This window comes from Streptomyces sp. VRA16 Mangrove soil, assembly GCF_017377775.1.
Classification (GTDB): Bacteria; Actinomycetota; Actinomycetes; order Streptomycetales; family Streptomycetaceae; genus Streptomyces.
Window position 1 is genome coordinate 73,270 of record NZ_JAFVLN010000006.1, and the last position, 23,805, is coordinate 97,074.

A 23,805-nucleotide genomic window follows, 5' to 3' on the forward strand; every position below is an offset into this window, starting at 1 on the left:
CAACCGGGTCAGGCGCCGCCGCCGCGCTCCTCGCGGATCTGCGCCACGACCCGGGCCACGGTCTGCCGCACGGCCTCCGTCTCCGTGAGGAAGTGCCAGTAGTCGGGGTGGCGGCCCTCCAGGCCCGCGACGGCGCGGTCGAGCCGGCCCACGGAGTCGTCGAGCGGGCGGGCGTGGCGCGGGTCGGGGGTGGAGCGACCGGTCATGGCCAGGCGCTGGGCGTCCCGGATCGCGAACCGGGTGCGGTCGATCTCCTGCTGCGGGTCCTTCGCCACCGCGTTCAGCCGCTGCAGACGGTCGGAGGCGGCGGAGACCGACTCGTCCGTCGTGTTGAGCAGGGCCCGCACCGTGGAGAGCAGCGCCGTCGCGTCCGGCCAGCGCTGCTCGTCGCGCGCCTTGCGGGCTTCGGCGATCTTGGTCTCCGCCTGCCGTACGTTGTCCGAGGCCAGCTGCGGTACGCGCTGGAGGTCCTGCCAGCAGGCGGCCGAGAAGCGCCGCCGCAGCTCGCTCAGGACCGGCTCGACCTGGCCCGCGCGGGTGGTCAGGGCCTGCGCGCGGGTGCGCAGCGAGACGAGGCGATGGTCGATCTCCGCCGCCTTCTCCGGGAGCCGCTCGGCCTCCACCCGGATCGTCTCGGCGTCCCGCGCGACCCGCTCCGCGCGCTCCAGCGTCTCGGGCACACCGTGCTGGCCCGCGCCCTGGTTCAGCTTCGTCAGCTCCGGGCCGAGGCGGGCCAGGCGGGCGGCCAGGTCGTCGGCCTTCAGGCCCGCCTGCCGTACGCCGTCCAGAGCCGTCGTCGCCGCGAGCAGGGCCTGTCGGGCGCGCTCCACGGCCGGGGCGAGCCGTGCCAGCTGCGTCTCGGCCTTGCCGAGCAGCGGGCCGAGACCCTGCGCGAACCGGTCGAGGTCCTGCTTGGCGCGGGTCAACTGGTCCTTCGCCGCGGTCAGTTCACTCCGTGCACGCGAGGCCGTGCCCGCGTCCAGGTCGTCCCGGTCCAGGTCGTGGGCGTCGACCGCGGTGATGTACTGCGCGCTGACCTCGTCGATCCGGGTGCCGAGCTGCTGGAAGTCGCCGACGGCGCGGCGGGCGGCCGGGCTGTCGTCGACCGCGGTGATGGTCTCTATCGAGATGCGCAGGTCGCGCTGGGCCGTGTCCAGCTCGTAGAAGGCGGCGGCAGCGGCGTCCTTGGCCTCCTGGGCCTGGGCGCGCTGGGTCTCGGAGCGGCCGCCGAACCATCGGCGGGTGCCGCCGCCGGTGAACGAGGCGGTGGCCGCCGCCGCGAGCAGCGGGACAGGGAGCAGCGTCAGAGTGAGGAGGTCGCGCAGAGGGCTCCGGCGGAGCCGCTGATCGGCAATGCCCCGCGCCCCGTGGGGGCGCTCGTCTGCCGTCATTGTCACTAACCGCTCCCGCGCTGCCCGTGCCGTCATCAGCCTTGCCCGGTCTTCATTCTCCCACCGGTTAAAGACGAACACACGGGCCGGTTAGTTCGCGGTTCGGAGCGTGACTTTTCCGTCCCGGCCGCCGGCCGCGGCGTGGCGCGCGGCGAACTCCCCGCGCTGACCGGCGCTGTTACGGGTTTGCGGTGCAGGGGCATCGACAAGGTAGGCTGTCGGCTCGTCCTGGTCACAGCGCCAGGGATCTCGGGTGCGTAGCTCAGGGGTAGAGCGCCTGCCTTACAAGCAGGATGTCGGCGGTTCGAAACCGTCCGCGCCCACATCATGAGGTAGCAGGTCGGAGGCCCTCCGGTGGGAACACCGGGGGGCCTCTCCCGCGATCGGAGTCCCCATGGAGTCCGCGACGCCACAGATCTTCGCGTGCGACAGGTGTAGTGCGCATTCACCCTTGGCGGTGACAACCCCAAGGTGTCGCCGACCGTTTGCACGACATGATCAACAAGCGACGTCTCGGCAGTGCCGCTCTGGCCGCCCTCGCCCTCACCGCCCTTCCCGCGACCGCTCACGCCGACGCCGCACCCCCCAAGGGCTGCGCCTCGACCACCGGCTACTCGACAGACGAGTGGCACTCCGGTGAACTCACCGTCTGCTTCACCGAGGCCAAGGCTTACCGGCACTCCGAAGGGCGCGAGGTCCTCGTGCCGGCCGCACGGGTCGCTGCGAAGTGCTGGACCAAGGGCCTTTTCTGGAACGAGCGGGATTGCGAGTTCTCCGCAGACCTCACGCTGAAGAAGGGCGACGAGGAACTGTGGAAGAAGACCGTCGGCAGGCGAACCGACCGCATTTGGGAGGGCCACACCTCCGTCACCAACACCTGGGGATGTGCGGGAGCGGGACAGTACCGCCTCACTCTGGACAACATCGACATGAGCGTCGTCAACCCGGACAACGGGCGGCTGCTCAAGGTTCACCCCGCCCCCGTGACGGTCACTGCCGAAGGCTGCTGACGGCGCACCCACAGGTGATCGCAGCCCCGGCCCGGGGCGGGCCCGGGTGGGGCGGAGCGGCCGGATTCGAACCGGCGTCCTCGCGATTTTGGAGACCGCGCGCGTCGACCTCTGCGCTACGCCCCGTCCCGGCAAGGAGCGTAGCGAGAAGGTGCTGGAACGTCAGCAGCGTGCCGGTATCCGTCCGGCGAGGTTCGCCGGCGGCCACCGGGCGAGTTCGGCTTCAGGCTCGCGTCCGTCGGTGAACAGGCCCGTCGGAAGCCCCCGGACGGTCGCGGCGATCACGCATCGGTCCGGGTGTCTGCCCCGTTCTCGACCGGGCCGGTGACCTCTTTGCCCTCGCGCCTATCCCCGTCCCCGCCTCCGTCCCCGTCTCCGTCCCCGCCCGTGTCTGCGGATGTGTCCGCGTTCGTACCGTCGTGTACGTGGTCGTGTACGTGCTTGAGGCGGGCTCGGGCCGCCACCGCGTCGCCGCCCGACAGCTCGGACCAGTGGCGGTGGCATGTCACGAAGACGGCCAGCTCCAGCTCGCGCTGCCGCAGCTTCTCCACCTCGGCCTGCTCGTCCTCGCTCCAGCCCGGGGACGCCGGCCGCTCCAGTCTGCGCCAGCCCTGGGTGTCGCTGATGGCGTCGACCGGTTCGACGGACCAGGGGAGCCGCTTGAGCAGGGCTATCAGCTCGGCCCGCACCTGATGCAGCTCCTCCTGCCCGGCAAGGAGGTCGCTCGGGAAACCAAGGACGGAGTCGTCGGAGTCATCGTTCGCTGCCACCCGGCAATGGTACGTCTGTTCGAATTCGCGGGGCGAGCAACTTCGGGGAGTTCACGCGAACGTGTGGCCGAGTCGGTGGGTGGCGGCAGACTGGAGGCATGTGCCGCAGCATCAAGACCCTTCGCCCGCCCGCGCTCCCCGAGGAGGCCACCGAGGACGAGATCCGGGCCGCAGCTCTGCAGTATGTGCGGAAGGTGTCCGGCTTTCGGGCGCCCGCCGCGCACAACCGTGAGGTGTTCGATCGGGCCGTCGACGAGGTTGCCCGTGCTACCGCTGCGCTGCTCGGCGGGCTTGAGGTGCGGGGGGCCGCGAAGACCTCGGCGTCCTGATCCTCGGGGTTCGGGTTCGGGTTCGGGGTTCAGGGTTCGGTTTCCCGGGGTGCGGGTCGCGCCTGAGAGGCCGGGCTGGGCCGGAGTGCGGGCCCGCGGGAGCGCCTGCCCGGCGCCGGGGTGCCGCCTTGCCCACCCTGCCGCCCTTGGCGGCAGATTGCCCAAGGCGGGTGGGGGCGGGTGGCGCCGGATTGCCCAAGGCGGGTGGGGGCGGGTGGCGCCGGATTGCCCAAGGCCTCGTGGTGGGTGGTGGAGTGCCTTGGGTGGGGTGGGCTGTGGTCAGGCTTCCTGGGGGACCGGGCGGCGCATGACGTAGGCCGCCACCGTGCCCGCGCCGATCAGGGCCAGGACCGAGACGCCCGTGGAGAGCCAGCTCGCGCCGAGCCACTGGGCGCCGAAGTAGCCGAGGGCCACGCTGTACGCCGCCCAGGCCACGCCCGCGAGGGCCGACCAGGGCAGGAACTCGCGGACCCGGCGGTGGGCGGTGCCCGCCGCGAAGGAGACGATTGAGCGGCCCGCGGGCGCGAAGCGGGCGATGATCACGAGGAGTCCGCCGCTGGAGCGGGCGAGCGCTCCGCCGAGACGTTCCTGCGCGGTCGTCAGGCGCCGGGAACGGGCGATGGCGCGGTCCAGGCGTTCGCCGCCGCGCCAGGCCAGACGGTAGGCGACGAGGTCACCGAGGACGGAGGCCGTCGCCGCGCACAGGGTGAGGGCCAGCAGTTCCGGGGTGCTGCTCGGCAGCTGGCCCGTGGCGGCGCCCGCCGTGCCGGCCGCGGCGGCGGTGGCGGCGGTGACCACGAGGAACCCGCTGGGCAGCACGGGCAGGAAGACGTCGAAGAGCACGGAGAGCGCCACGATCACGTAGATCCATGGACTGTCGGCCAGCGACCCCAGACTCTCCAGCACCGCGCGCCAACTCCCTGTACGGACCGATCTACGGCCGTTCCCTCCCCACGGGAGCACACAGGAGCGGCTTCATGACAGCTGTACAGCGTACGCCTCAGGTGTTGCGGATGTGGCGAAAGGGGCACAGATGTTCTCCATCTCACGTTCACCCGCATGCCGCATTCGGTGCGGTGTCGCGGCCTCCGCTCCCGTACGAACGAGCCAGGACTCGACGCAGTGGAGAAGGAGCGGTGATGGTGACAGGGATGGTGGCCGGGGCCCTCGCGGCGGCCGTGTTCGCCGTGGGGGGCGGCGGTGGCGGCGTGGACTGTTACCGGGTGCGGGAGGAGGCCCGGTTCGCGCCGCCCACGGCCTTCGTGCCCTCGCCCGCGATCACGTACGACATGGAGCTGGTGCCCGCGGCGGCGTCGATCACGGTCGAGCAGCGCGGGGACGGGACGGGGATGACGGTGGGGCTCGGCGTCAGCGGTCTGGTGCCCGGTCACGCCTACGGAGCGCACGTTCACCAAAAGCCCTGCGGCGCGGACCCCGCGGACGCGGGCGGGCACTACCAGAACGTGCCGGATCCGGGGCACGTGAGCGCGGAGAACGAGGTGTGGCTGGACTTCACCGTCGATGCCTCGGGCAACGGTGTGGCCGGCGTGCGCAAGGCGTGGGGCCTGCGGCCCGGCGAGGCGGGGTCGGTCGTGCTGCACGACGTGCCGGGCGGCGCGGGCGCCAGGGTCGCCTGCTTCACGGTCCCGTTCGTGGGTGCCGAGGCGTCGTAGAGCGCGAAACGTGCCCTCTCCCCGTGGGAGGGGGAGAGGGCACGATCACGTCGTACCTGCGGATCAGGCCGTCACGGTCTCGCGGCCGGGAGCCGGCTCGGTGACCCGGTCCTCGCCGCCGCGGGCGAAGAGCCGGTCGAGGCCGAGCGCGCCGGAGCCGGTGAAGACGAGCAGCAGCATCGTCCAGCAGAACAGCACCGACGCCTCGCCGCCGTTCTCCATCGGCCACAGGGCCGACGGCTGGTGGACCTTGAAGTACGCGTAGGCCATCGAGCCCGACGCGATGAACGCGGCGAGGCGCGTGCCGAGGCCGATCAGGACCAGGCCGCCGCCGACGAGCTGGATGACGGCCGCGTACCAGCCGGGCCAGGTGCCGGCCGGAACGGTGCCGCCGCCCTGCGCGCCGCCGAGGACGCCGAAGAGCGAGGCCGCGCCGTGGCAGGCGAAGAGCAGGCCGATGACGATGCGGAACAGGCCGAGGACGTAGGGCTGGGCGCTGTTGAGACGTCCAGTCATGTGGGGACTCCTTCGGTCGGTTGTCCCGGCCGCAGGGGTACGGCCGGGTTCACCGATGTAGTCGGCGCCGCCGTTGCCGCCGTTGCCACCGATGGGGGAGTGCCACAGATTAGGTGAACCTAACTAATGCTTGCAACTTCAACATTCAGCCATTCCGTCACGTCAGGGTGCGGTCCGTCGCCCGCGTCAGGGTCCCGTCCGGGGCGGCCTGGTCGAGGGCGAGCCGGCCGGTGCGGCCGCGCAGGGTCAGTGTCATCAGCTGGTTCCCGAACCACGGCCCGCCGGTCCTGCGCCAGCCGATCCGGGGCGCCGCCGCCCGCGCGTGCCGGGCGAAGCGGCGGCCGAGGGCGCGCCCCGCGCGGCTCCAGCCGAACCGGAACCCGAGCCGTATCGAGGCGGGGATGGAGTTGTGCACCGGTGAGCACGTCAGTTGCAGGACGCGGGCGCTCGGGGCCGCGGCGCCCGCGGGCCAGTCGGGCTCGGCGACGTACGCGTGGTGCACGTCGCCGGAGAGCACCGAGACCGTGGCGGGCGCGGCCGGGCCCGAGCCCGCCTCGGCGATCAGGTCCGTGAGCGCGTCGAACGACGCGGGGAACGCCGCCCAGTGCTCCAGATCCGCCCGCCTGCGCAGATCCTCGCCGAACCGCGCCCAGCGCGCCCCGCGCTCCCCGCGGCACAGCGCCGCGTTCCAGTGCTCCGCGTCGTGGATCAGCGGGGGCAGCAGCCAGGGCAGCGACGTGCCGATGAGGAGGTGGTCGTACGCGCCCGGGTCCGCCAGCGCCTGCTCGCGCACCCAGCGCTCCTCGTCCGGGTCGAGCATCGCCCGGCTGCCCTCGTCGAGGACCCGGGCCGCCCGCGTGTCCACCATCAGCAGGCGGACGCGGCCGAAGTCGCGGCGGTAGCTCCAGCGGACCGACGTGGGGTCGGTGTCGGCTTCGGCCGCGAACCGGCGCAGCGCGTCCGTGCCGTCCGGCGTGGCGCGCACCGCCGCGTACACCGGGTCGGCGTCGAGCTCGGACGGCGGCAGATTGCCGATGTGCTGGTGCACCCAGTACGACATCAGGCCGCTCAGCACCCGCTCGCGCCACCACGGGAGCGCCCGCATGTCGGCCAGCCAGGCGGCGCTGGTGTTCCAGTCGTCGATCACGTCGTGGTCGTCGAAGATCATGCAGCTGGGCACGGTGGAGAGCAGCCAGCGGATCTCGGGGTCGAGCCACGATTCGTAGTAGAGGTGCGTGTACTCCTGGTAGTCCGCGACCTGGGTGCCGGGCGGCTCCGACAGATCGCGGCGGCGGGCGAGCCACTTCTGGGTCGCGGGCGAGGTCTCGTCCGCGTAGACCTGGTCGCCGAGCAGCACCAGGACGTCCGGGCGCGGCCCGTCGGGGGCGGCGGCGATGGCCGCGGCGAGGCTGTCCAGGGCGTCCGGGCCCACCGGGTCCTTCTCGGCGGCGGGCGGCGCGGCCCAGCGGCAGGAGCCGAAGGCGACGCGGACCTCGCGCTCGTCCCCGTAGCGCGGCGTGCGGATCGTGCTCGGCGGGAAGCGGGAGTCCGGCTCCGGCCAGACCCGGCCGCCGTCGAGGATCACCTCGTACGGGGTCTCGGTGCCCGGCGTGAGGCCGGTGACCGGGACGAGCGCGTAGTGGTGGCCGTCGATCTGGAACGTGGGCGCGCTGCCCCGCGCCCCGTCCGCGCAGCGCACCTCGGCGACGCAGGGACGGCTCGCCTCGACCCAGACGGTCGCCGCCCCCTCGTCCACGTACCTCAGCAGTGGGCCCAGACGGAGCCTCGCCATGTGATGTCCTCCCCGGTACTTCGTACGTCGCCCCAGACCTCCGACGTCCGTACGGTACGGAACGCCGGAGGTGGGCGGGGAGGTTCCGGAGCCCGCTCGGCTGCTGACGGAGTGTCAGCAGCCGCTGAGGCCCGACTGGATGGCCGACTTCTCCGCCGAGTCGACCGAGAGGTCGTAGTAGTGCTTCACCTGGACGTACATCCGCAGATAGGTGCAGGCGTACGCGGCGCGCGGCGGCATCCACTCGGCCGGGTCCTGGTCGCCCTTGGACTGGTTGACGTTGTCGGTGACCGCGATCAGCTGCGGCCGCGTGAGGTCGTTGGCGAACGCCTGGCGCTGGGCCGTGGTCCAGCTGCTCGCGCCGGACTTCCACGCCTCGGAGAGCGGGACGACGTGGTCGATGTCGACGTCGGAGGAGGCGGTCCAGGTGGCGCCGTCGTACGCGGAGTACCAACTCCCGGACGTGGCCGCGCAGCTGGAGTCCGTGACGACGTTCGTGCCGTCGCGCTTGAGGACGACCTCGCGGGTGTTGCAGGTCCCGGACTGGGTGATCCAGTGCGGGAACAGATCGCGGCTGTAGCCGTCGGACGAACCCTCTGTTTTCACGGTCAGTTCGGACAGGTACGTGCGCGCGGTGGAGGCGGCGATCGGGGTGGGCGGGGCGGCCTGGGCGGGGGCGGTGGCGCCGAGCACGGTGAGGGCCGAGGCGAAGGCGGCGGCGACCGCGCCGGCGGCCAGCGGTCGACGCGCGTAGATACGGGACGTGCGACGAGAGACGAGGCGCATGTGAACTCCCTTGTGTGTGGGGGGTGTTGCTGGTGCCCGAGTGGGGATCGGGTGGCCGTGCGGTGCCCGGCCATGGTGTGGGGGTGGGGTTTCCGGGAGATGTGCGTGCGGTGACAGGGTCGCGTCAATGAGGTGTGCGGAGCAAGAGGTACGACGCGTCAAGTGGCCTCAGGAGGGGCGTAGTTGCGTGTTGTACGGCCTCGATCGGCTTGTCCTGGGCGGAAGTTGTGGCCGGTGGGCTGAAGGATTCGGGCGGTGCGTCCGTACTCTCCGGCAAGTCCCTCACGCGTTCTGGAGGCTCCATGCGGCTCTCGCGCTCCATGTTCGGGAACCTGTTCGTGATCGGCGCGCTCGTCATGACGATCGCCGCCTTGGCCTATCCGGCCCTGGTCGGTGTGCGGACGACGGCCTCGGCGCAGTCGCGCGTCATCGCGAACACGCGCTGGGGGCCGCTGACCGAGGCCGACCGGAACTTCGTGGTCAAGGTCAGAGCGGCGGGCCTGTGGGAGAGCCGGCTGGGCATGGACGCCATGAAGCGGGGGGCGAGCCCGGAGATGCGGGACGCCGGGCGGCACCTCGTCGTCGGGCACGCGCTGCTCGACGAGAGCTGTCGCAAGCTCGCCCAGGAGCTGAACATCACGCTGCCCAACGAAGCGACGCCCCAGCAGCAGCAGTTCGTCGCGACCGTGGAGTCCAAGAACGGCAAGGAGTTCGACAGCACGGCGGCGAACATCATGCGCGTGACGCACGGGCAGATCTTCCCCGCCATCGGGCAGATCCGGGCCACCACCGAGAACACCGAGGTGCGGCGGCTCGCCGAGGAGGCCAATGACGTGGTGCGCGACCACATGACGGTTCTGGAGAAGACCGGTCTGGTCAACTTCGACCACGCGCTGGCCGAGCAGACCGGGCCGCCCAAGCTGCCCGACTCCCAGCTCACCCCGCCGGTGCCGCCGCCGGGCGCGCCCCAGGTCGTCGTCAGCGCGCCGCCCGGCCTGGCGAACCCGTACACGAAGACGTTCCCGTCGTCGGCGCCGACGACGGGCGGAGCCCCGTCGGGCGGCGAGGTCGGCTGAGGGGAGCGGGGAGAGTGAGGAGCAGGGCGAACGAGGTCTGAACCGTCTTGAGGGGGGAGGGAGGCTGAACGGTCTGGGAGGGAGGCTGAACGGTCTTGGAGGGGGTCTGAACGGTCTTGGAGGGGGCCGGGTGGCGATCTTCGCCCTGCGTTTTGTATCGTGATGGAACAAAGTGGCTTCCGTCCACTCACCCTGACCGGTGGACGGGGCCGCCTTGTCTTCTTCTCTTCCCGTCTCCGTTCTCTGGAGCCAGTGATGACGGCCACGCCCACCGTTCTGTCCGCGCGAGCCCTGCTTCTCGACATGGACGGCACGCTCGTCAACTCCGACGCCGTCGTCGAGCGGATCTGGCGGCGCTGGGCCGCCGCGCACGGCTTCGACGGTGACGCGGTCATGGCCGTCGCCCACGGCCGCCAGGGCCACGCCACGATGGCCGAGCTGCTGCCCGAGCGCCCCGTCGAGGAGAACCTCGCCGACAACGCCCGCTTGCTCGCCGAGGAGACCTCCGACATGGATGGCGTCGTGGCCGTGCCGGGCGCGGACGTGTTCCTCGCGGCGCTGCTCGCCGACCGGCTGCCGCACGCGCTGGTCACCTCGGCCGACGTCGCCCTGTCCACCGGGCGGATGGCCGCGGCCGGGCTGCCCTACCCCGCGGTCCGCGTCACCGCCGAGAACGTGGGCGCCAGCAAGCCGGACCCCGAGGGCTTCCTGAAGGGGGCCGCCGAACTCGGCGTCGACCCCGCGGACTGTGTCGTCTTCGAGGACTCCGGCGCCGGGATCGCGGCCGGGCTCGCCGCCGGGATGCGGGTCGTCGGCGTCGGCCCGCGCGCGGCGCAGCACGGCCCCACCGTCCAGGTGCCGGACCTCACGGCCGTACGGATCGAGGCCGGGGCCGACGGCGGGCTCCTGCTGCACATCACGCGCTGAGCCCCCGCGGCCGGCCGACCGCCCCCCCGGGCGCGTATCGCCCTAGTCGGTCTCCGACTCCAGTGCCTCGCGCGTCGCCGGGCCGTACGTGCCCGGGGTGTCTCCCTGCACGCCGCGTGCCACCTGGTAGTTGCGGACCGCGTACTCCGTCGGCCCGTTGTAGTTGCCGTTCGGCTCACCCACGTACAGGCCCAACTGCTTGAGCCTGCGCTGCAGTTCGGAGACCGCCGGGCCGTGGTCGCCCCTGCGTAGCACCGTCCCCGCCGTCGGCGCCGAGCTGTGCGACGCTGACGGGGACGCGGAGCGCGAGGCCGACGCCGACGCGGAGGACGAGCGGCCGGTCGACGGGCTCGTACTGGTGCTGGGGGAGGGGCTGTCCGAGGACTCCTCCGACTCGGACGGCGACGAGGACGCTGACGAGGACGCCGACGGCGACGCGCTGCGGCCCGCCGAACGGCTCGCCGCCGAGGTGCCCGGCCCGGCCGTGCTCCCCGTGTCCGACACCGCGAGCGTCGCCGACGAACCGGCGGCGTCCGTGGTCGTCGTGTCCCCGCCGCCCGACGTCATCAGCACCGTCACCAGTGCCGCCACACTGAGCACCCCGGCTACCGCGGTCAGCAGCAGCACCGGGCCGCGTCGGGCGGGCGGCTCGGGGTCCTCGTCGTCGTACGGCGGCTCCGGGGCGGCCGGGACGGCCGGAGCGGCGGCGGTCGCGGGCGGATGCGCGTACGGGTCCGCGACGCGCGGCGGCAGCGGCTCGGACGGCTCGGGCAGCGTGACGTAGGGGCGGACCCGCAGCGGGGCGAAGTCGTCCCCGTCGCCGGCCCGGCCGCCCGGCCCGTCGCCCGCCCGGTCCGCGCCCTCGCCGTCGGCCGGGCCCGTGCCCTGGTCCGCGGCCTGATCGTCACGGCGTCCGTGCTCGTTCTCGCGCATGGTTCGCCCCCTCCCCGAGAGCATCGCCCTCCCCCGAGAGCTCCAGCGCATTATCCAGACCCCGGGACCCGGGTGCGGCGCGCGCCCCGGGGGAATCGGCCAGGCCGGAGCGGGACTCAACAGGCCAAACCGGGGCACACCTACCAGGATGGAGAGTACCTAGCCCGCGGCCGGTCGGCCCCGGGGTGGCCCGGGAGGTGGCCATGAGCAGCCTTGCGCACAGTGACGGCCGTACGCGGCAGAACCCGCCCGGGGAAGGAGCCAAAGGCGGCGGCGTCCTCGTCTCCATCGGCGCCCTGCTCCTCGGCATGCTGCTCGCCGCGCTCGACCAGACCATCGTCTCCACGGCCCTGCCGACCATCGTCAGCGATCTCGGCGGCATGGAGCACCTGTCGTGGGTCGTGACCGCGTACATGCTCGCGTCGACGGCCGCGACCCCGCTGTGGGGCAAGCTCGGCGACCAGTACGGCCGCAAGAAGCTCTTCCAGATCGCGATCGTGATCTTCCTCGTCGGCTCCGCGCTGTGCGGCATGTCGCAGAACATGGCCGAGCTGATCGGCTTCCGCGCGCTGCAGGGCCTCGGCGGCGGCGGGCTCATGGTGCTGTCGATGGCGATCGTCGGCGACATCGTGCCGCCGCGCGAACGCGGCAAGTACCAGGGCCTGTTCGGCGCCGTGTTCGGCACGACCAGCGTCCTCGGACCGCTCCTCGGCGGCCTGTTCACCGAGCATCTGAGCTGGCGCTGGGTCTTCTACGTCAATCTGCCGATCGGCATCGTCGCGCTCGCCGTGATCGCGGCGGCCCTGCACATCCCGGTCCGCTCTAAGAAGCACCGCATCGACTACCTCGGCACCTTCCTCATCGCCTCCGTCGCGACCTGCCTGGTCCTCGTGGCCTCGCTCGGCGGCACGACCTGGGCCTGGGGCTCCGCCCAGATCATCGGGCTCGCGGTCCTCGGCGTGCTGCTCGCCGTCGCCTTCGTGTTCGTCGAGTTCCGGGCCGCGGAACCGGTCCTGCCGATGAAGCTCTTCCGGGTGCGCACCTTCACGCTCTCCGCCGTCATCAGCTTCGTCGTCGGCTTCGCGATGTTCGGCGCGATGACGTACCTGCCGACGTTCCTCCAGGTCGTCCAGGGCGTCTCGCCGACCATGTCGGGCGTGCACATGCTGCCGATGGTGCTCGGCATGCTGATCTCGTCGACCGCGTCCGGGCAGATCGTCAGCCGCACCGGCCGCTGGAAGGTCTTCCCGGTCACCGGCACCGCCATCACCACGCTCGGTCTGCTTCTGCTCCACAACCTCACCGAGACCAGCTCCACCTGGGAGATGAGCGGCTACTTCTTCGTCTTCGGCTTCGGGCTCGGCCTCGTCATGCAGGTGCTCGTGCTCATCGTGCAGAACGCCGTCCCGTACGAGGATCTGGGCGTCGCCACCTCGGGCGCCACGTTCTTCCGCTCCATCGGCGCCTCCTTCGGCGTCGCGATCTTCGGCACGATCTTCACCAACCGCCTCAACAGCAAACTGGACTCGGCGCTCGCCGGGCAGCAGCTGCCGCCCGGCGTCAGCCCGGACTCGCTGAGCGCGGACCCGCGCGGCATCGCCGCGCTCCCCGCCGCCCTGCGGCCGTCCGTCCTGCACGCGTACGCCACCTCGATCACCGACGTCTTCGTCTACGCCGTGCCGGTCGCGCTGGTCGCCTTCGTCCTGTCCTGGTTCCTGCGCGAGGACAAGTTGCGGGGCTCCGTCACCGCGCCCGACCTGACGGAGACGCTCGCCTCCAACCCCGTCGAGCGGTCCTCGTACGACGAGTGCGTGCGGGCCCTGTCGGCGCTCGGGACACGGGAGGGGCGGCGCGAGATCTACGAGAAGATCACCGCGCGGGCCGGTTACGACCTGCTGCCCGCGGCGAGCTGGCTCGTGCTGCGCATCAACCGCTACGGCTGGGCCGAGCCCGCCGTCCTCGCCGAGCGCAGCGCCGTACCGCTGCCGGTGATCATCGAGGCGGCCCGGCAGGTCGAGGAGCGCGGGCTCGCCGTCCGGGAGGGCCTCGACCTGGTCCTGACGGATCAGGGGCGCGAGGTCGCCGCCCGGCTCGGCGCGGCCCGCGAGGAGTCCCTCGCCGAGCTGCTCGGCGACTGGTGGACGGCCGAACGCCCCACGGATCTCATCCAGTTGGTGTCCGAGCTGAACGCGCAGATGTGCGGCTCGGACGCGGAACGGCCGCACGACGGCGCCACCGCGACGAGCGCTAGGTCAGCTTCTTGACGAACCAGTGCTCGGCGTAGATGTCGTCGTTGAACGGCTCGGTCTCCTCGTAGCCAAGGCGTGCGTACAGGGCGCGGGCCTCGGTCAGGTCGGTGCGGGTCTCGAGCCGGAGCACGGTGGCGCCGAGCGCGCGGGCCGCGTCCTCGGCGGCGGCCACGAGCAGCGCCGCGCCGCCCTTGCCGCGCAGCTCCTTGCGCACGAACACCCGCTTCAGCTCGGCCGTGGCCGCGTCCACCCTGCGCACCCCGGCGGTCCCCGCGGGCTCGTCCGCGTACCGGGCGACCAGCAACTGTCCTTCGGGCGGCGCGAGTCGGTCCCCGCTCTCAGCGGCGATCCCGCGCTCCAGCTCGGCCGGTTCGGTGCTGTGCCCCTCGTGCAGCAGGTACCAGCGGTCGCTCACCTCCGTGTAGTACGCGCGCCAGAGCGCGGCGGCGACCGGGGAGTCGTAGGGCTCGGGGGCGACGGTCCACAGGGACGGCTGGGTGCGCATGGCGCATTGTGGGGCCGCGGGGGCGAGTGCACGCAAGCGATTTCGGGCGGGCGGGGACGCAATCTGTTTGGGGCGGTCACGTGCGGTAACCCGGCGTGGAGACGGAGTACCGAACTGGACACCGGAACGGGAGTCGGGAGACATCCATGTCCACAGGCGTGATCATCGCTCTGATCGTGGTGGGGGTCGTGGTCGTCGTCGCGGCGGGCCTCTTCGCCGCGCGCACCGGGCCGCGCGGCGGACGCGGGCTCAGGAGGCGGTTCGGCCCCGAGTACGACCGGGTCGTGGCACGGCACGACGGCGACACCAAGGCCGCCGAGCACGAACTGAGCGAACGGGTGCGGCAGCACGGCTCCCTCAAGGAGCAGGAGCTGGAGCCCGCGGCCCGCGAGCGGTACCAAGTGCGCTGGGCCGGGGCCCAGGAACATTTCGTCACGTCCCCGGAGGAGGCCGTCGCCGAGGCCGACCGGCTCTTGGCCGGCCTCGCCAAGGAGCGCGGCTTCCCCGACGGCGGCCGCTACGACGAGCAGTTCGCGGCGCTCTCCGTGCACCACGGCCCGCAGGTCGACGGCTACCGGCGGCTGCACCGGGCGGCGCACGCCCGGCCCGGCCGCGCCGAGGAGAGCAGGGCCGGCACGGAGGAGCTGCGCACGGCGATGGTCGAGGCGCGGGCCCTGTTCGAGGTGCTGCTCGGCACGGAGCGCCCGCGCGGCGCGCACCGGCCCACGGACCGCACGGCCGCGGCCGAGCGGCAGCCTGACGCGAAGGGCCACGCCCTCAAGGGGCGCCTGGCCAAGGGCAATTGAGGGGAGCTGAGGAGACGATGGCCGACATCGAGCGCACACGACAGAGCGGCATCCCGCAGGACCCGGACCTCGACAGGGAGCCGGGCCGGGACACGGCTACCGGCCGGGACATGACCACCGGCCGGGACACGGCCACCGGCAGGGATACAGCCACCGGCCGGGACCGGACCGTGGGACAGGACAAGTCCGTGGACCGGGGCCGGTCGATGGACTGGGACAGGGACAAGGGCACGGGCATGGGCACGGGCACGGGCATGGGCACGGGCATGGGCACGGGTCGGGAGGAGGCCCTGGGCCGGGACAAGACCGTCGGCCGGGGCGCCGACGAACCGTCCCCGCTGGTCGCCGGGGCCGAGGGTCACGAACGCAGCGTCCACCGCCATGACCACGGTCAGGGCGAAGGCCGCGCGGCGACGGGAATCGTCCCCACGGACGCCCGCGACGAGTTCTCGGGCCGGCTGCGGCACGCCCTCACCGGTTTCGTCGACGCACCCCGCGCCGCCGTCGAGGAGGCCGACCACGTCCTGGAGGACCTGACGGCCCGCCTCACCGAGACCCTCGCGGGCCGCCGCCGCACCCTGCGCAGCTCCTGGCAGGAGTCCACGGACGACACGGAACAGCTGCGGCTCGCGCTGCGCGACTACCGGGAGACGGCGGAGAAGCTGCTCAAGCTGTGACCCCCGGCCGCGCGTCACCCGCGCCGCCCGCGCCACCCACCCCACCGGCACCCGCACCCACCCACTTGTCGCACCTATCGAATTTCGATAGATTTCCATCGCGATTCGATGGGAGGGTGAGGGCGTCATGGGAAAGACGGCTGTGCGCGCGCTGCGCGCCGTGCTCGCGCTGGTGCTCACCGGCACCGTGCTGGTGCAGGTGCTGATGGTCTGGACACTGGTGAGCGGGAACGACCCGGAGGACGGGTCGCTCCCGCTCACCGCGTTCCGCGTGATCACGGTCCTCGGGATGGGGGCCGTCCAGGTCGCCCTGGTCTGCGTGGGGCGCCTCGTGGGGATGGTGCGCCGCGGCACGGTCTTCTCGCGCGCGGCCTTCCGGTACGTGGACGGGGTGATCGGCGCGATCGTGGCGGTCGCCCTGCTGTGGTTCACGGTGACCGCCGTCAACGCACCGGGGCAGCGCGACGACCCGGGGGTCACCCTCGTCATGGGCGGCATCGGCGTGGCCGTTCTGGGCGTGGCGCTCGTCGTGCTCGTGCTGCGCGCCCTGCTCGCCCAGGCCGCGGACATGCGGGCCGAGCTGGACGAGGTGATCTGATGCCGATCACCGTCGACATCGACGTGATGCTGGCCCGGCGCAAGATGTCCGTCGGCGAGCTCGCGGAGCGGGTGGGGATCACCCCCGCGAACCTGGCGGTGCTCAAGAACGGCCGCGCCAAGGCGGTCCGGTTCACCACGCTCGCCGCACTGTGCGAGGTCCTCGACTGCCAGCCCAGCGACCTGCTGCGCTGGGAGGCCGAGGCCCCGCAGGAATGACGGAGGCGCCCCACCCGGAAGGGCGGGGCGCCTCCGTTTCGTGTGTCAGGCGCTCTTCGGCGCCGCCTGCTGGACGACCTCGAACGACCACACCGAGGACCCGGACGCCGCCGGCTTCGGGCGCTCGCCGCCCTGGCCGCCGCCCTGGTGGGCCGCCTTCATCGGGCCCTCCATCCACGCCTGGAACGCGGCCTCGTCGCGCCAGCGCGTGTACACCAGGTACTGGTCGGTGCCCTCGATCGGGCGCAGCAGCTCGAACCACTCGAAGCCGTCCGAGTTCTCCACGGCGCCCGCGCGCGACGCGAAGCGCTTTTCGAGGATCTCCCGCTGTTCGTCCGGGACGGTGAGGGCGTTGATCTTGACGATGCTCATGGGGTCATCCTGCCGCAGCGCCCGTACGGATCACGTGAGCGGGTTCCCGTCGGCGTCCAGGACGCTCCAGGCCGCCCCGTTCGAGGCACCCGAGGCACCCGAGGCGTCCTGGGCGGGAGGCACCGTAAGCCGGGCCCCGCCGGCGAACTCCACGACCAGCCGGCCGTCGGGCCGGACGACGGCCGAGTCCGTCTCCGCGCCGAAGAGCGCCAGGGCCGCCGCGACCTGCTGGGCCGCCGGGGCGAGCACGGTCTCGGGGCCGGAGTCCGGCAGCGCGAGGCGGGCCGGGCCCGCCACGACGATCTGCGCACCGGTGTCCAGGACGAGGGTGAGCCGCCGGTCCACCCGCACCTGCCGCACCGCGAGCCCGGTGACGGGCAGACGGCGGCCCTGGCGGTCGATCCGCCACTGCCGGACCACCTGTTCGATCTCTTCGGCGGTGTACGGCTTCAGGCCGAGCGGCGGTCCCGGCGGCGGCTTGAACATCATGTCGCGGATCCTGTCGTTCAGCTCCGTCAGCACCCGGCGCACCGTGTGCTCGGAGGCCGTCCTCGGGAAGGCCGCGAAGGCGTCCTCGACCTCCTTGCGCAGGGCCAGTGAGGGAGGCAGGACGGAGAGGCCCTCGCGGGCCATCTTCCGTTTGATCCACCAGTTCTCGTCGTACGTGGTGGAGTCGTCGTCGGGGGCGAAGGGCTTGCCCGCACCGGGCAGGGCGGCGAAGTCGCCCCGGCGTTCCGCTTCGCGGATCTGCTGGTCCACGAATGACTCGAAGCTGACGCCGGGCGGTTTGCGTTCGGTCATGCGTGCATTGTCCCGCGGCTCGCGCCGGGAGGAGCGTGGGGGCTTAGGATGCGGCCGCTACGAACGATCGTCGCGACGACGTGAACGCTGGGGGAGTGCGGTGCTCGAACTGACCATGGCCACGGTGGCCGGAGCCGATGCCGGGGCCACGGCGGGAATGGCGATGGCCGACGCGCCGAGCGAGCCGGGGGCCGTGCTGCGCGTGGGCCGCGACGCGAGCGTGTGCCGGCTCGTCACGCCCGACGACTGGCTGTTCGTCTCCCGGGTGCACCTGGAGTTCCGGTGCGGGCCGCACGGGGAGTGGAGCGTCTTCTGGCTGCGCGGCTCGCAGGCGGACCCGTCCTCCGAGGTGCGGGTCAGGTCAGGGGTGCAGGGCGGACCCGGTCAACCACTGTCGTACGGCGGGGCGTTGGAGCTGCCGCGCGGTGGCTCCGGCGAGGTGATCGTCCTCGACCGGAGCGGGCCGCGCAGCGTGAACGTGGGCTTCTACCACGAGGCGTGACGCCTGCCGGGGGCGGCGGCCTCAGTCCCGTACGCGGGCGAGCGCGAAGCCGTCGTACCCCTTCGAGCCCACCGTCTGGAGCGCCGTCGCATCCAACTTCGGGTGATCCGCGAGGAGTTGGAGGGCGGCCCGGGTGCCGATGACGTCCTCGTCCGTGTTCTCCGGGTCGGCGACGCGGCCGCCGCGCACCACGTTGTCGACGACGATCACGCTGCCGGGGTGGGTCAGCCGCAGCGCCCACTCCAGGTAGTTCGGGTTGTTCTTCTTGTCCGCGTCGATGAAGACGAGATCGAAGTCCCGCCCCTCGTCGACCAGTCGGGGAAGCGAGTCGAGGGCCGCGCCGACCCGCACCTCGACCGTCTTGTCCAGGCCCGCCCGGCTCAGGTTGGCGCGGGCCACCTCCGCGTGCTTCGGGCTGTACTCCAGGGTGATCAGGGAGCCGTCGGCGGGCAGCGCGCGGGCCAGCCAGATGGTGCTGTAGCCGCCGAGCGTGCCGATCTCCAGGACGCTGCGGGCGCCCTGGACGCGGGCGATCAGATGGAGCAGTTTTCCGTTCACGGCCGAGACGTTGATGCCGGGCAGGCCCGCCGCGTCGCTGTCGGCGAGCGCGGCGGCCAGGGCGTCGTCGGCGGGGGCGAGCAGACTGCCGAGATAGGCGTCCACCGCTGTCGTGGTCTCGTGCGAAGGCATCGTCATGAACGTCAGCGTAGGGGCCGCGGAACCGTCAGGGGGCAGGCGCGGACGCTGTGCGGCGCCTGCCCGCGCGGCCCCCGCCGGATCAGACGGCGGGCGGCGACCCGGGCAGCGGGCGCCCCGCGGTCTCGCGCATGCGCCACGCCGCGATGCCACCGATGACGGCCGCGGCCATCATGTAGTACGCCGGGATCATCAGGTTCCCGGTGGTGGCGATCAGCGCGGCCGCGACCAGCGGCGTCGTGCCGCCGAAGAGCGAGACCGACAGGTTGAAGCCCACCGACAGCGAGCCGTAGCGGACCTTCGTCGGGAACAGGGCCGGCAGCGTCGACGGCATCGACGACGTGAAGCCCACCAGGAGCAGACCGAGCGCCGCGAGGCCGAGCGTGATGCCCCAGGTCGAGCCGGCCCGGATCAGCAGCAGCGCGGGGACGGACAGCAGCACGAAGCCGGCGCAGGCGCCGCCGATCACCTTGCGGTGGCCGAAGCGGTCGTTGGCCATGCCCATCGGCAGCTGCACGACCATCATCAGCAGCATCACGCCGATCAGGATGATCGTGCCGTGCGTGGCGTCGTAGTGCAGCTCCTCGCTCAGGAACGTCGGCATGTAGGAGAGCAGCATGTAGTCGGTGACGTTGAAGACGAGCACCAGGGCGATGCAGGTGGCCATCGCGCCGGCGTTGCCGACGAACATCTCCTTCAGCTTCGGCTTCGGGAAGGACTTCTCCTTCGCCTCGGCCTCCTGCGCCAGCTTCTGGAAGGCGGGGGTCTCCTCCAGCTTCATCCGCACGTACAGACCGACCAGACCGATCGGACCGGCGACGAGGAACGGGATGCGCCAGCCCCAGGAGTACAGGGCGTCGGAGGAGAGCGTGGTCGTCAGCACCGTCGCGAGCGCGGCACCGGCCACATAACCGGCGTTCGTGCCGAGTTCGAGGAACGAGCCGAAGAAGCCGCGGCGCTTGTCGGGCGCGTACTCGGCGATGAACGTGCACGCGCCGCCGTACTCACCGCCGGTCGAGAAGCCCTGCACCATGCGGGCCACGATCAGCAGCACCGGCGCCCACACGCCGATCACCGCGTAGGAGGGGATCAGACCGATCGCGAAGGTGCCCGACGCCATCATGATCATGGTGATGGCGAGGACGCGCTGACGTCCGATGCGGTCGCCGAGCGGGCCGAAGAACATGCCGCCGACGGGGCGGATGAGGAAGGCCGCGGCGAACGTGCCGAGCGTCGAGAGCACCTGCGCGGTGCTGGACGCCGTCGGGAAGAAGACGTGGCCGAGCGTGACGGTCAGGTAGCCGTAGACGCCGAAGTCGAACCATTCCATCGCGTTGCCGAGCGCCGCCGCCTTGACCGCGCGCTTCACGAGCGCCGGGTCGGTGACGGTGACGTCCTGCTCGGCCTTCTTGGTGCGGCCCCGCGCCTGGACGGGGGGCCTGCTGGTACTGGGAACGATGGAAGCGGTGCTCGACAAGGTCTCGCTCGCCTGCCTTTCGTCGGGGGCAACGGCAAGGCCGCTCACGCGTCAGCGGAACGGCCGAAAGCGACCATAGGGGGCGACGCGCTCCGTGCGGAGCGTGCCCGATCGGCTACGCTCCGTTCGTAAACCGCCTCCCGTCAGGCAAAACGCGGAACGTCGCAGACCGGTCCATCGGGCTTATCTGTGAGTTATGTCGCGGAACCGGACCCGTGGGTCATGCAACTAAGTGGCCCCGGCCACCGTCTTCAACGGCATCTTCCGGTCAAAACCGGATAGAAGGACAGGTGAAGCGGGGGTTGCCTGCGTCTCACACCGAAGGGGGCGGTGCGGACTTCGGAGAGGACGGGAGGGCGGGCAGCGCGTGGCGAATGTCGAGCACAGGGGACCGGTGACCGGACCCGCGGGAGCGGGCAGCGGACGGACGAGCGTGCTGCGGGCGGGCCTGTGGCTGATCGCCGCCGTGCTCGCGGCGCGTCAGCTCGTGGCCGTCCTGCGCACCCCGCGCGGTGAACGCCTCACGGACCTGGAGACCTGGATCGGGCCGAACGGGGTGCTGCACGTCACCGGCTCCCTGTACGACGCGCCCGACCGGTTCACCGGCACACCGTTCGCGGGCCTCGTCCTCAAACCCCTCTCCCGCGCCGCCGAGCAGGCGCTCGGCTGGGGCTGGACCTTCGGCTCGCTCGCCCTCGTGGTGGCCCTCGGCCTGGTCACGGCCCGCGCCTTGCCGCAGCCCGTCTCCCGCCGTACGTCACTGTTCGCGGCGCCCGTCGCGATCAGCCTGCTGATGCTGTCGCTGCCGGTGCGCAACGCGTTCACCACCGGCCAGACCAGCATCATCCCGGTCCTGCTCGTCCTGCTCGGCTGCTTCGCCGTACGCGGCGAGAAGGCGTCCGGGGCGCTGATCGGCGCGGCCGCCGCGCTCCAGCCGACGGTGCTGCTGTTCGCCCCGCTGCTCTGGTTCACGGGCCGCCGGCGGGCCGCCGTCTCCTCGGGGGTCACCTTCGTCGCCGCGACGGCCCTCGCCTGGGCCGCGATGCCGCACGACTCGTGGACGTACTGGATCCACCACCTGGCCGGCGCCGGACTCGCCACCAACCCCGCCGCGAACGCCAACCAGTCGCTGCACGGCATGCTGCTCCGCTTCGGCCTCGAAGGGCCGCTGGAGATCGGCCTGTTCGCGCTGCTCGCTGTCGCCGTCGCCGCGCTCGGCCTGCGCCGCGCCGTCACCTACGCGCGCGACGGACAGCTGCTGCTCGCCGTCGCGATCACCGGCTGCGTCGCGGTCGCCGTCTCCCCGACGACCTGGCAGCACCAGCTCCTGTGGGTGCTGCTCGCCGTCGTCGGCCGGGTCGGCAAGCGGGCCTCCGACCGCTACATGTGGCCGGTGCTCGTGATCCTCGCGCTCACGCTGCCGTCGACGATGCTGCTGCCCAACATGACGTTCCTGGAGCCGGTGCGGGACAACGTGGTGCTGATCGCGGCGCTCGCGGCGGCCTGCGCCGTCCCCTTCCTGCCGCGCACGTCCCCGTACTACGCGACCCCGACGCCCGCCGAGCACGCGGCGCCCGTGCCCGGCCGCTGGTCGTGGGTGCCGCTGGTGCCCGTCTGGCGCCGGGTGCTCTCCCGCCCGAACCTGATCCTGGAACTGCTCCTCATCCGCGTCGGCTACTCCGCCTACCAGCAGGTCCGGCTCGCCGCGACGGGCGGCACGATCTCCGGCGGCCGGGCCACGGCCGAGGAGCACGGCCGGCAGATCCACTCCATCGAGCGGTTCCTGCACATCGACATCGAGCACTGGGTCAACCACGCGGTGGTCCAGCACGCGGCGTGGCTGAAGGACTTCTTCAACTTCTACTACACGTCGTTCCACTTCGTGGTCCCGCTGAGCGTGCTTGCCTTCCTGTACGTCCGGCGGCCCGCTGAATATCGATGGGCCCGCTCGGCGCTCGGCTTCGCGACGCTGCTCGCGCTCGTCGGCTTCTGGCTCTACCCGCTCGCGCCGCCGCGCCTGATGCCGGGCCTCGGCTTCATCGACACGGTCCACGGCGTGCAGGACTTCTCGAAGCCGAACTACGGCACGCTGACCCAGCTCACCAACCAGTACGCGGCCATGCCGTCCCTGCACTTCGGCTGGTCGCTGTGGTGCGGCATCGTGATCGTCGTCCTCGCGCGCAGCTGGTGGGTGAAGGCGTTCGGCCTCGTCCATCCCCTGTGCACGGTGTCGGCCATCGTCGCGACGGGGAACCACTGGGTCCTCGACGCGGTGGGCGGGGCGACGGTCGTCGGTGCCGGGTTCTTCCTCACCTACGTGCTTCAGGGGCCGCGGGCGCGGACGGTCAGCGCTGCGGCCCGGCAGGGCGACCGGGCCGGACGGGAGGACAGCGCGGGGCTTCGTGCCGGGTGAGCCGGCGGGCGGTCAGGCGTCGCCGGTGCCCGCGGGGACCGGTGCCCGGCCGGCCGTGACCTCGCCGTGGAGATGCAGCGCGCGCAGCGCCGCCTCCATGGCGAACCGGCGCTCGGGGTTCTCCAGACTGTCGCCGAAGTGGGACTCCAGGTTCCGCAGCCGGTAGCGGACGGTCTGGGCGTGCACCCCGAGCGCCTCGCCGACCTGGTCCGCCGTGCCGCGGGTCGTCAGCCAGGCGTGCAGGGTCTCCACCAGCCGGGCCCGGCGCGCGCCCGACGACTTGTTCAGCGGTGCCAGTGCGCGGGTCGCGATCTCGCTGACCAGGGCCGGGTCGGAGAGCAGCCAGAGCGTCACCAGGTGGTCCGCGGTGTCGAGGACCGGGGCGTCGGCAACGATGTCATCGTCGACGAGCTGGAGCAGCCGCCGGGCCCAGCGCAGCGAGTCGGCGGCCCGCGCCGTCGGCACGGTCAGCCCGACGGCGAGCGGGGTACCGGCCACGGCGTCCTCGAGCAGGGCCGTGCGCTCCGCCGTCATCGGACCCGGGATCAGCAGGTGGGGCTGGGGTGCGCCGAGGTCGGCCAGGACGTCCGAGGGGAGCCCCGCCTGGATGTGGTCGGGCGCGGGGGCGCGCAGGGCGATCAGGGTGACCTGGTCGGGGAGGGGCCAGCCCAGCTGCTCACACAGTTCGTGGATCGTGGTGTGGGTCAGCGGGGTGCCGGCCAGGAGCAGGTGCAGCAACCGTCTTCGCATCGCCTCACCGGCGGCGCCCGCCCGTGCCTGTACTTCCGCGTACCCCTCGCGGGACAGCGACTCCAGCTCGTCCACGTAGGCGAAGAGCGCGTCGGCGAACGTCAGCAGCAGGGTGGGGGAGAGGTCGAAGCGGCGGCCGATGGTCTTGGCCCTGCGCAGTGCGACGCGGGCCCCGAGCCGATAGGCGCTTTGCAGCGTTTCCAGATCCCGTCCCTCATATGCCTCGACTCGCCCGAATTTGCGCAGGAGTTCGTCGCGGGCGGCGGTGGACGCTTTCGGATCGGCCACCCGGTCGACGAAGACCGAGAGGCTCTTCTCGACGCCCTGACGGATGGCGGCGGCATTGGGGCCGTTGAGGAGTTGGGCGTACTCGGGGTAGGCCCGGGTGACCTCGACGCGGATTTCCTTGATCAGGCCGGGCAGTTCCGGACGCATGATCGCAGCGAATTCCCTGGGCAGCGGGCCCAGCGGCTCGTTGATGTTCGGGGGCTGCACGGGCAGGGGCATGGCCGAGTTCCTTGCGGTCGTGGCGCCCGGT

Annotated in this window: 24 protein-coding genes, 2 tRNA genes and 1 pseudogene; 13 read left to right on the plus strand and 14 right to left on the minus strand. The window is 72.2% G+C overall.

Going from position 1 to position 23,805, the window contains the following annotated elements; all coding sequences use genetic code 11:
• Window positions 1-8 precede the first annotated feature (8 nt).
• Window positions 9-1,391: a hypothetical protein gene (locus J3486_RS17820; protein ID WP_207821344.1), complete on the minus strand. Its 1,383-nt coding sequence runs from the start codon at window positions 1,389-1,391 to the stop codon at window positions 9-11.
• A gap of 251 nt (window positions 1,392-1,642) precedes the next feature.
• Between J3486_RS17820 and J3486_RS17825 the strand changes: the two genes are divergently transcribed.
• Window positions 1,643-1,714: transfer RNA gene (locus J3486_RS17825), tRNA-Val, on the plus strand.
• Window positions 1,715-1,885: 171 nt separating this feature from the next.
• Complete coding sequence (locus J3486_RS17830) at window positions 1,886-2,401, plus strand: hypothetical protein (RefSeq protein WP_207821345.1); 516 nt, start codon at window positions 1,886-1,888, stop codon at window positions 2,399-2,401.
• 51 nt (window positions 2,402-2,452) lie between these two features.
• Here J3486_RS17830 and J3486_RS17835 read toward each other — a convergent pair.
• Together J3486_RS17835 and J3486_RS17840 are read right to left on the minus strand one after the other, a co-directional pair.
• Window positions 2,453-2,527: transfer RNA gene (locus J3486_RS17835), tRNA-Trp, on the minus strand.
• A 302-nt stretch (window positions 2,528-2,829) separates the two neighbouring features.
• Window positions 2,830-3,171: pseudogene (locus J3486_RS17840) on the minus strand (hypothetical protein); the annotation flags it as partial.
• Between the two features lie 98 nt (window positions 3,172-3,269).
• Here J3486_RS17840 and J3486_RS17845 point away from each other — a divergent pair.
• Window positions 3,270-3,500, plus strand: coding sequence for a DUF2277 domain-containing protein (locus J3486_RS17845; protein WP_207821346.1), 231 nt, complete (start codon window positions 3,270-3,272; stop codon window positions 3,498-3,500).
• A 279-nt stretch (window positions 3,501-3,779) separates the two neighbouring features.
• Here the strand turns inward: J3486_RS17845 and J3486_RS17850 are convergent, their stop codons facing one another.
• Entirely contained in the window at window positions 3,780-4,406 is a 627-nt protein-coding gene (locus tag J3486_RS17850; protein WP_207821347.1) for a DedA family protein, read from the minus strand.
• Between the two features lie 233 nt (window positions 4,407-4,639).
• Here J3486_RS17850 and J3486_RS17855 point away from each other — a divergent pair, with 233 nt between their 5' ends.
• Window positions 4,640-5,173: a superoxide dismutase family protein gene (locus J3486_RS17855; RefSeq protein ID WP_207821348.1), complete on the plus strand. Its 534-nt coding sequence runs from the start codon at window positions 4,640-4,642 to the stop codon at window positions 5,171-5,173.
• A 63-nt stretch (window positions 5,174-5,236) separates the two neighbouring features.
• On the opposite strand, the gene J3486_RS17860 is transcribed toward J3486_RS17855, so the two are convergent.
• The 3 genes from J3486_RS17860 to J3486_RS17870 form a co-directional block, all read right to left on the minus strand.
• Window positions 5,237-5,689: a DoxX family protein gene (locus tag J3486_RS17860; protein ID WP_207821349.1), complete on the minus strand. Its 453-nt coding sequence runs from the start codon at window positions 5,687-5,689 to the stop codon at window positions 5,237-5,239.
• A gap of 157 nt (window positions 5,690-5,846) precedes the next feature.
• Window positions 5,847-7,481 (minus strand): alkaline phosphatase D family protein, encoded by a 1,635-nt coding sequence (locus tag J3486_RS17865; RefSeq protein ID WP_207821350.1) that lies wholly within the window; start codon window positions 7,479-7,481, stop codon window positions 5,847-5,849.
• Window positions 7,482-7,595: 114 nt separating this feature from the next.
• Window positions 7,596-8,267: an HNH endonuclease family protein gene (locus J3486_RS17870; RefSeq protein ID WP_207821351.1), complete on the minus strand. Its 672-nt coding sequence runs from the start codon at window positions 8,265-8,267 to the stop codon at window positions 7,596-7,598.
• Between the two features lie 302 nt (window positions 8,268-8,569).
• Between J3486_RS17870 and J3486_RS17875 the strand changes: the two genes are divergently transcribed.
• Together J3486_RS17875 and J3486_RS17880 are read left to right on the plus strand one after the other, a co-directional pair.
• On the plus strand, window positions 8,570-9,343 hold the full coding sequence (locus tag J3486_RS17875) for a DUF4142 domain-containing protein (RefSeq protein WP_207821352.1): 774 nt from the start codon (window positions 8,570-8,572) through the stop codon (window positions 9,341-9,343).
• Window positions 9,344-9,598: 255 nt separating this feature from the next.
• A complete protein-coding gene (locus tag J3486_RS17880) occupies window positions 9,599-10,270 on the plus strand; it encodes an HAD-IA family hydrolase (RefSeq protein WP_207821353.1) in 672 nt (223 codons plus the stop codon).
• A 42-nt stretch (window positions 10,271-10,312) separates the two neighbouring features.
• Here the strand turns inward: J3486_RS17880 and J3486_RS17885 are convergent, their stop codons facing one another.
• Window positions 10,313-11,203, minus strand: a complete 891-nt coding sequence (locus J3486_RS17885; protein WP_207821354.1) for a peptidoglycan-binding protein — start codon at window positions 11,201-11,203, stop codon at window positions 10,313-10,315.
• Between the two features lie 203 nt (window positions 11,204-11,406).
• Here J3486_RS17885 and J3486_RS17890 point away from each other — a divergent pair, with 203 nt between their 5' ends.
• On the plus strand, window positions 11,407-13,467 hold the full coding sequence (locus J3486_RS17890; RefSeq protein WP_207821355.1) for an MFS transporter: 2,061 nt from the start codon (window positions 11,407-11,409) through the stop codon (window positions 13,465-13,467).
• Here the strand turns inward: J3486_RS17890 and J3486_RS17895 are convergent.
• The gene (locus J3486_RS17895; protein ID WP_207821356.1) at window positions 13,451-13,957 is read right to left on the minus strand and encodes a GNAT family N-acetyltransferase; all 507 of its coding nucleotides are present in this window, start codon (window positions 13,955-13,957) and stop codon (window positions 13,451-13,453) included. The genes J3486_RS17890 and J3486_RS17895 overlap by 17 nt on opposite strands.
• A 146-nt stretch (window positions 13,958-14,103) precedes the next feature.
• Between J3486_RS17895 and J3486_RS17900 the strand changes: the two genes are divergently transcribed.
• The 4 genes from J3486_RS17900 to J3486_RS17915 all read left to right on the plus strand — a co-directional run bounded on the left by J3486_RS17900 (window position 14,104) and on the right by J3486_RS17915 (window position 16,256).
• Complete coding sequence (locus tag J3486_RS17900) at window positions 14,104-14,763, plus strand: hypothetical protein (protein ID WP_207821357.1); 660 nt, start codon at window positions 14,104-14,106, stop codon at window positions 14,761-14,763.
• 17 nt (window positions 14,764-14,780) lie between these two features.
• The gene (locus tag J3486_RS17905) at window positions 14,781-15,440 is read left to right on the plus strand and encodes a hypothetical protein (RefSeq protein WP_229378205.1); all 660 of its coding nucleotides are present in this window, start codon (window positions 14,781-14,783) and stop codon (window positions 15,438-15,440) included.
• Window positions 15,441-15,567: 127 nt separating this feature from the next.
• A complete protein-coding gene (locus J3486_RS17910) occupies window positions 15,568-16,038 on the plus strand; it encodes a DUF2975 domain-containing protein (protein WP_207821359.1) in 471 nt (156 codons plus the stop codon).
• A complete protein-coding gene (locus J3486_RS17915; RefSeq protein WP_207821360.1) occupies window positions 16,038-16,256 on the plus strand; it encodes a helix-turn-helix transcriptional regulator in 219 nt (72 codons plus the stop codon). Before J3486_RS17910 ends, J3486_RS17915 begins: the two co-directional genes overlap by 1 nt.
• A 45-nt stretch (window positions 16,257-16,301) precedes the next feature.
• Here the strand turns inward: J3486_RS17915 and J3486_RS17920 are convergent, their stop codons facing one another.
• Both J3486_RS17920 and J3486_RS45220 read right to left on the minus strand, forming a co-directional pair.
• Entirely contained in the window at window positions 16,302-16,628 is a 327-nt protein-coding gene (locus J3486_RS17920; protein ID WP_207821361.1) for an antibiotic biosynthesis monooxygenase, read from the minus strand.
• Window positions 16,629-16,658: 30 nt separating this feature from the next.
• Complete coding sequence (locus J3486_RS45220; RefSeq protein ID WP_374194737.1) at window positions 16,659-17,429, minus strand: DUF6188 family protein; 771 nt, start codon at window positions 17,427-17,429, stop codon at window positions 16,659-16,661.
• A 100-nt stretch (window positions 17,430-17,529) separates the two neighbouring features.
• On the opposite strand from J3486_RS45220, the gene J3486_RS17930 reads away from it, so the two are divergent.
• Window positions 17,530-17,931, plus strand: coding sequence for an FHA domain-containing protein (locus J3486_RS17930; RefSeq protein WP_207821362.1), 402 nt, complete (start codon window positions 17,530-17,532; stop codon window positions 17,929-17,931).
• A 21-nt stretch (window positions 17,932-17,952) separates the two neighbouring features.
• On the opposite strand, the gene J3486_RS17935 is transcribed toward J3486_RS17930, so the two are convergent.
• Both J3486_RS17935 and J3486_RS17940 read right to left on the minus strand, forming a co-directional pair.
• The gene (locus J3486_RS17935; protein ID WP_207821941.1) at window positions 17,953-18,621 is read right to left on the minus strand and encodes an O-methyltransferase; all 669 of its coding nucleotides are present in this window, start codon (window positions 18,619-18,621) and stop codon (window positions 17,953-17,955) included.
• 88 nt (window positions 18,622-18,709) lie between these two features.
• Window positions 18,710-20,104, minus strand: a complete 1,395-nt coding sequence (locus tag J3486_RS17940; RefSeq protein ID WP_207821363.1) for an MFS transporter — start codon at window positions 20,102-20,104, stop codon at window positions 18,710-18,712.
• 367 nt (window positions 20,105-20,471) lie between these two features.
• Between J3486_RS17940 and J3486_RS17945 the strand changes: the two genes are divergently transcribed.
• Window positions 20,472-22,517 carry a bifunctional glycosyltransferase 87/phosphatase PAP2 family protein gene (locus J3486_RS17945; RefSeq protein WP_374194738.1) on the plus strand — a complete coding sequence of 682 codons (2,046 nt, stop codon included), beginning with the start codon at window positions 20,472-20,474 and terminating at the stop codon, window positions 22,515-22,517.
• A 12-nt stretch (window positions 22,518-22,529) separates the two neighbouring features.
• Here J3486_RS17945 and J3486_RS17950 read toward each other — a convergent pair whose 3' ends face one another.
• Window positions 22,530-23,774 (minus strand): helix-turn-helix domain-containing protein, encoded by a 1,245-nt coding sequence (locus tag J3486_RS17950; RefSeq protein WP_207821364.1) that lies wholly within the window; start codon window positions 23,772-23,774, stop codon window positions 22,530-22,532.
• Between the last annotated feature and the right edge of the window lie 31 nt (window positions 23,775-23,805).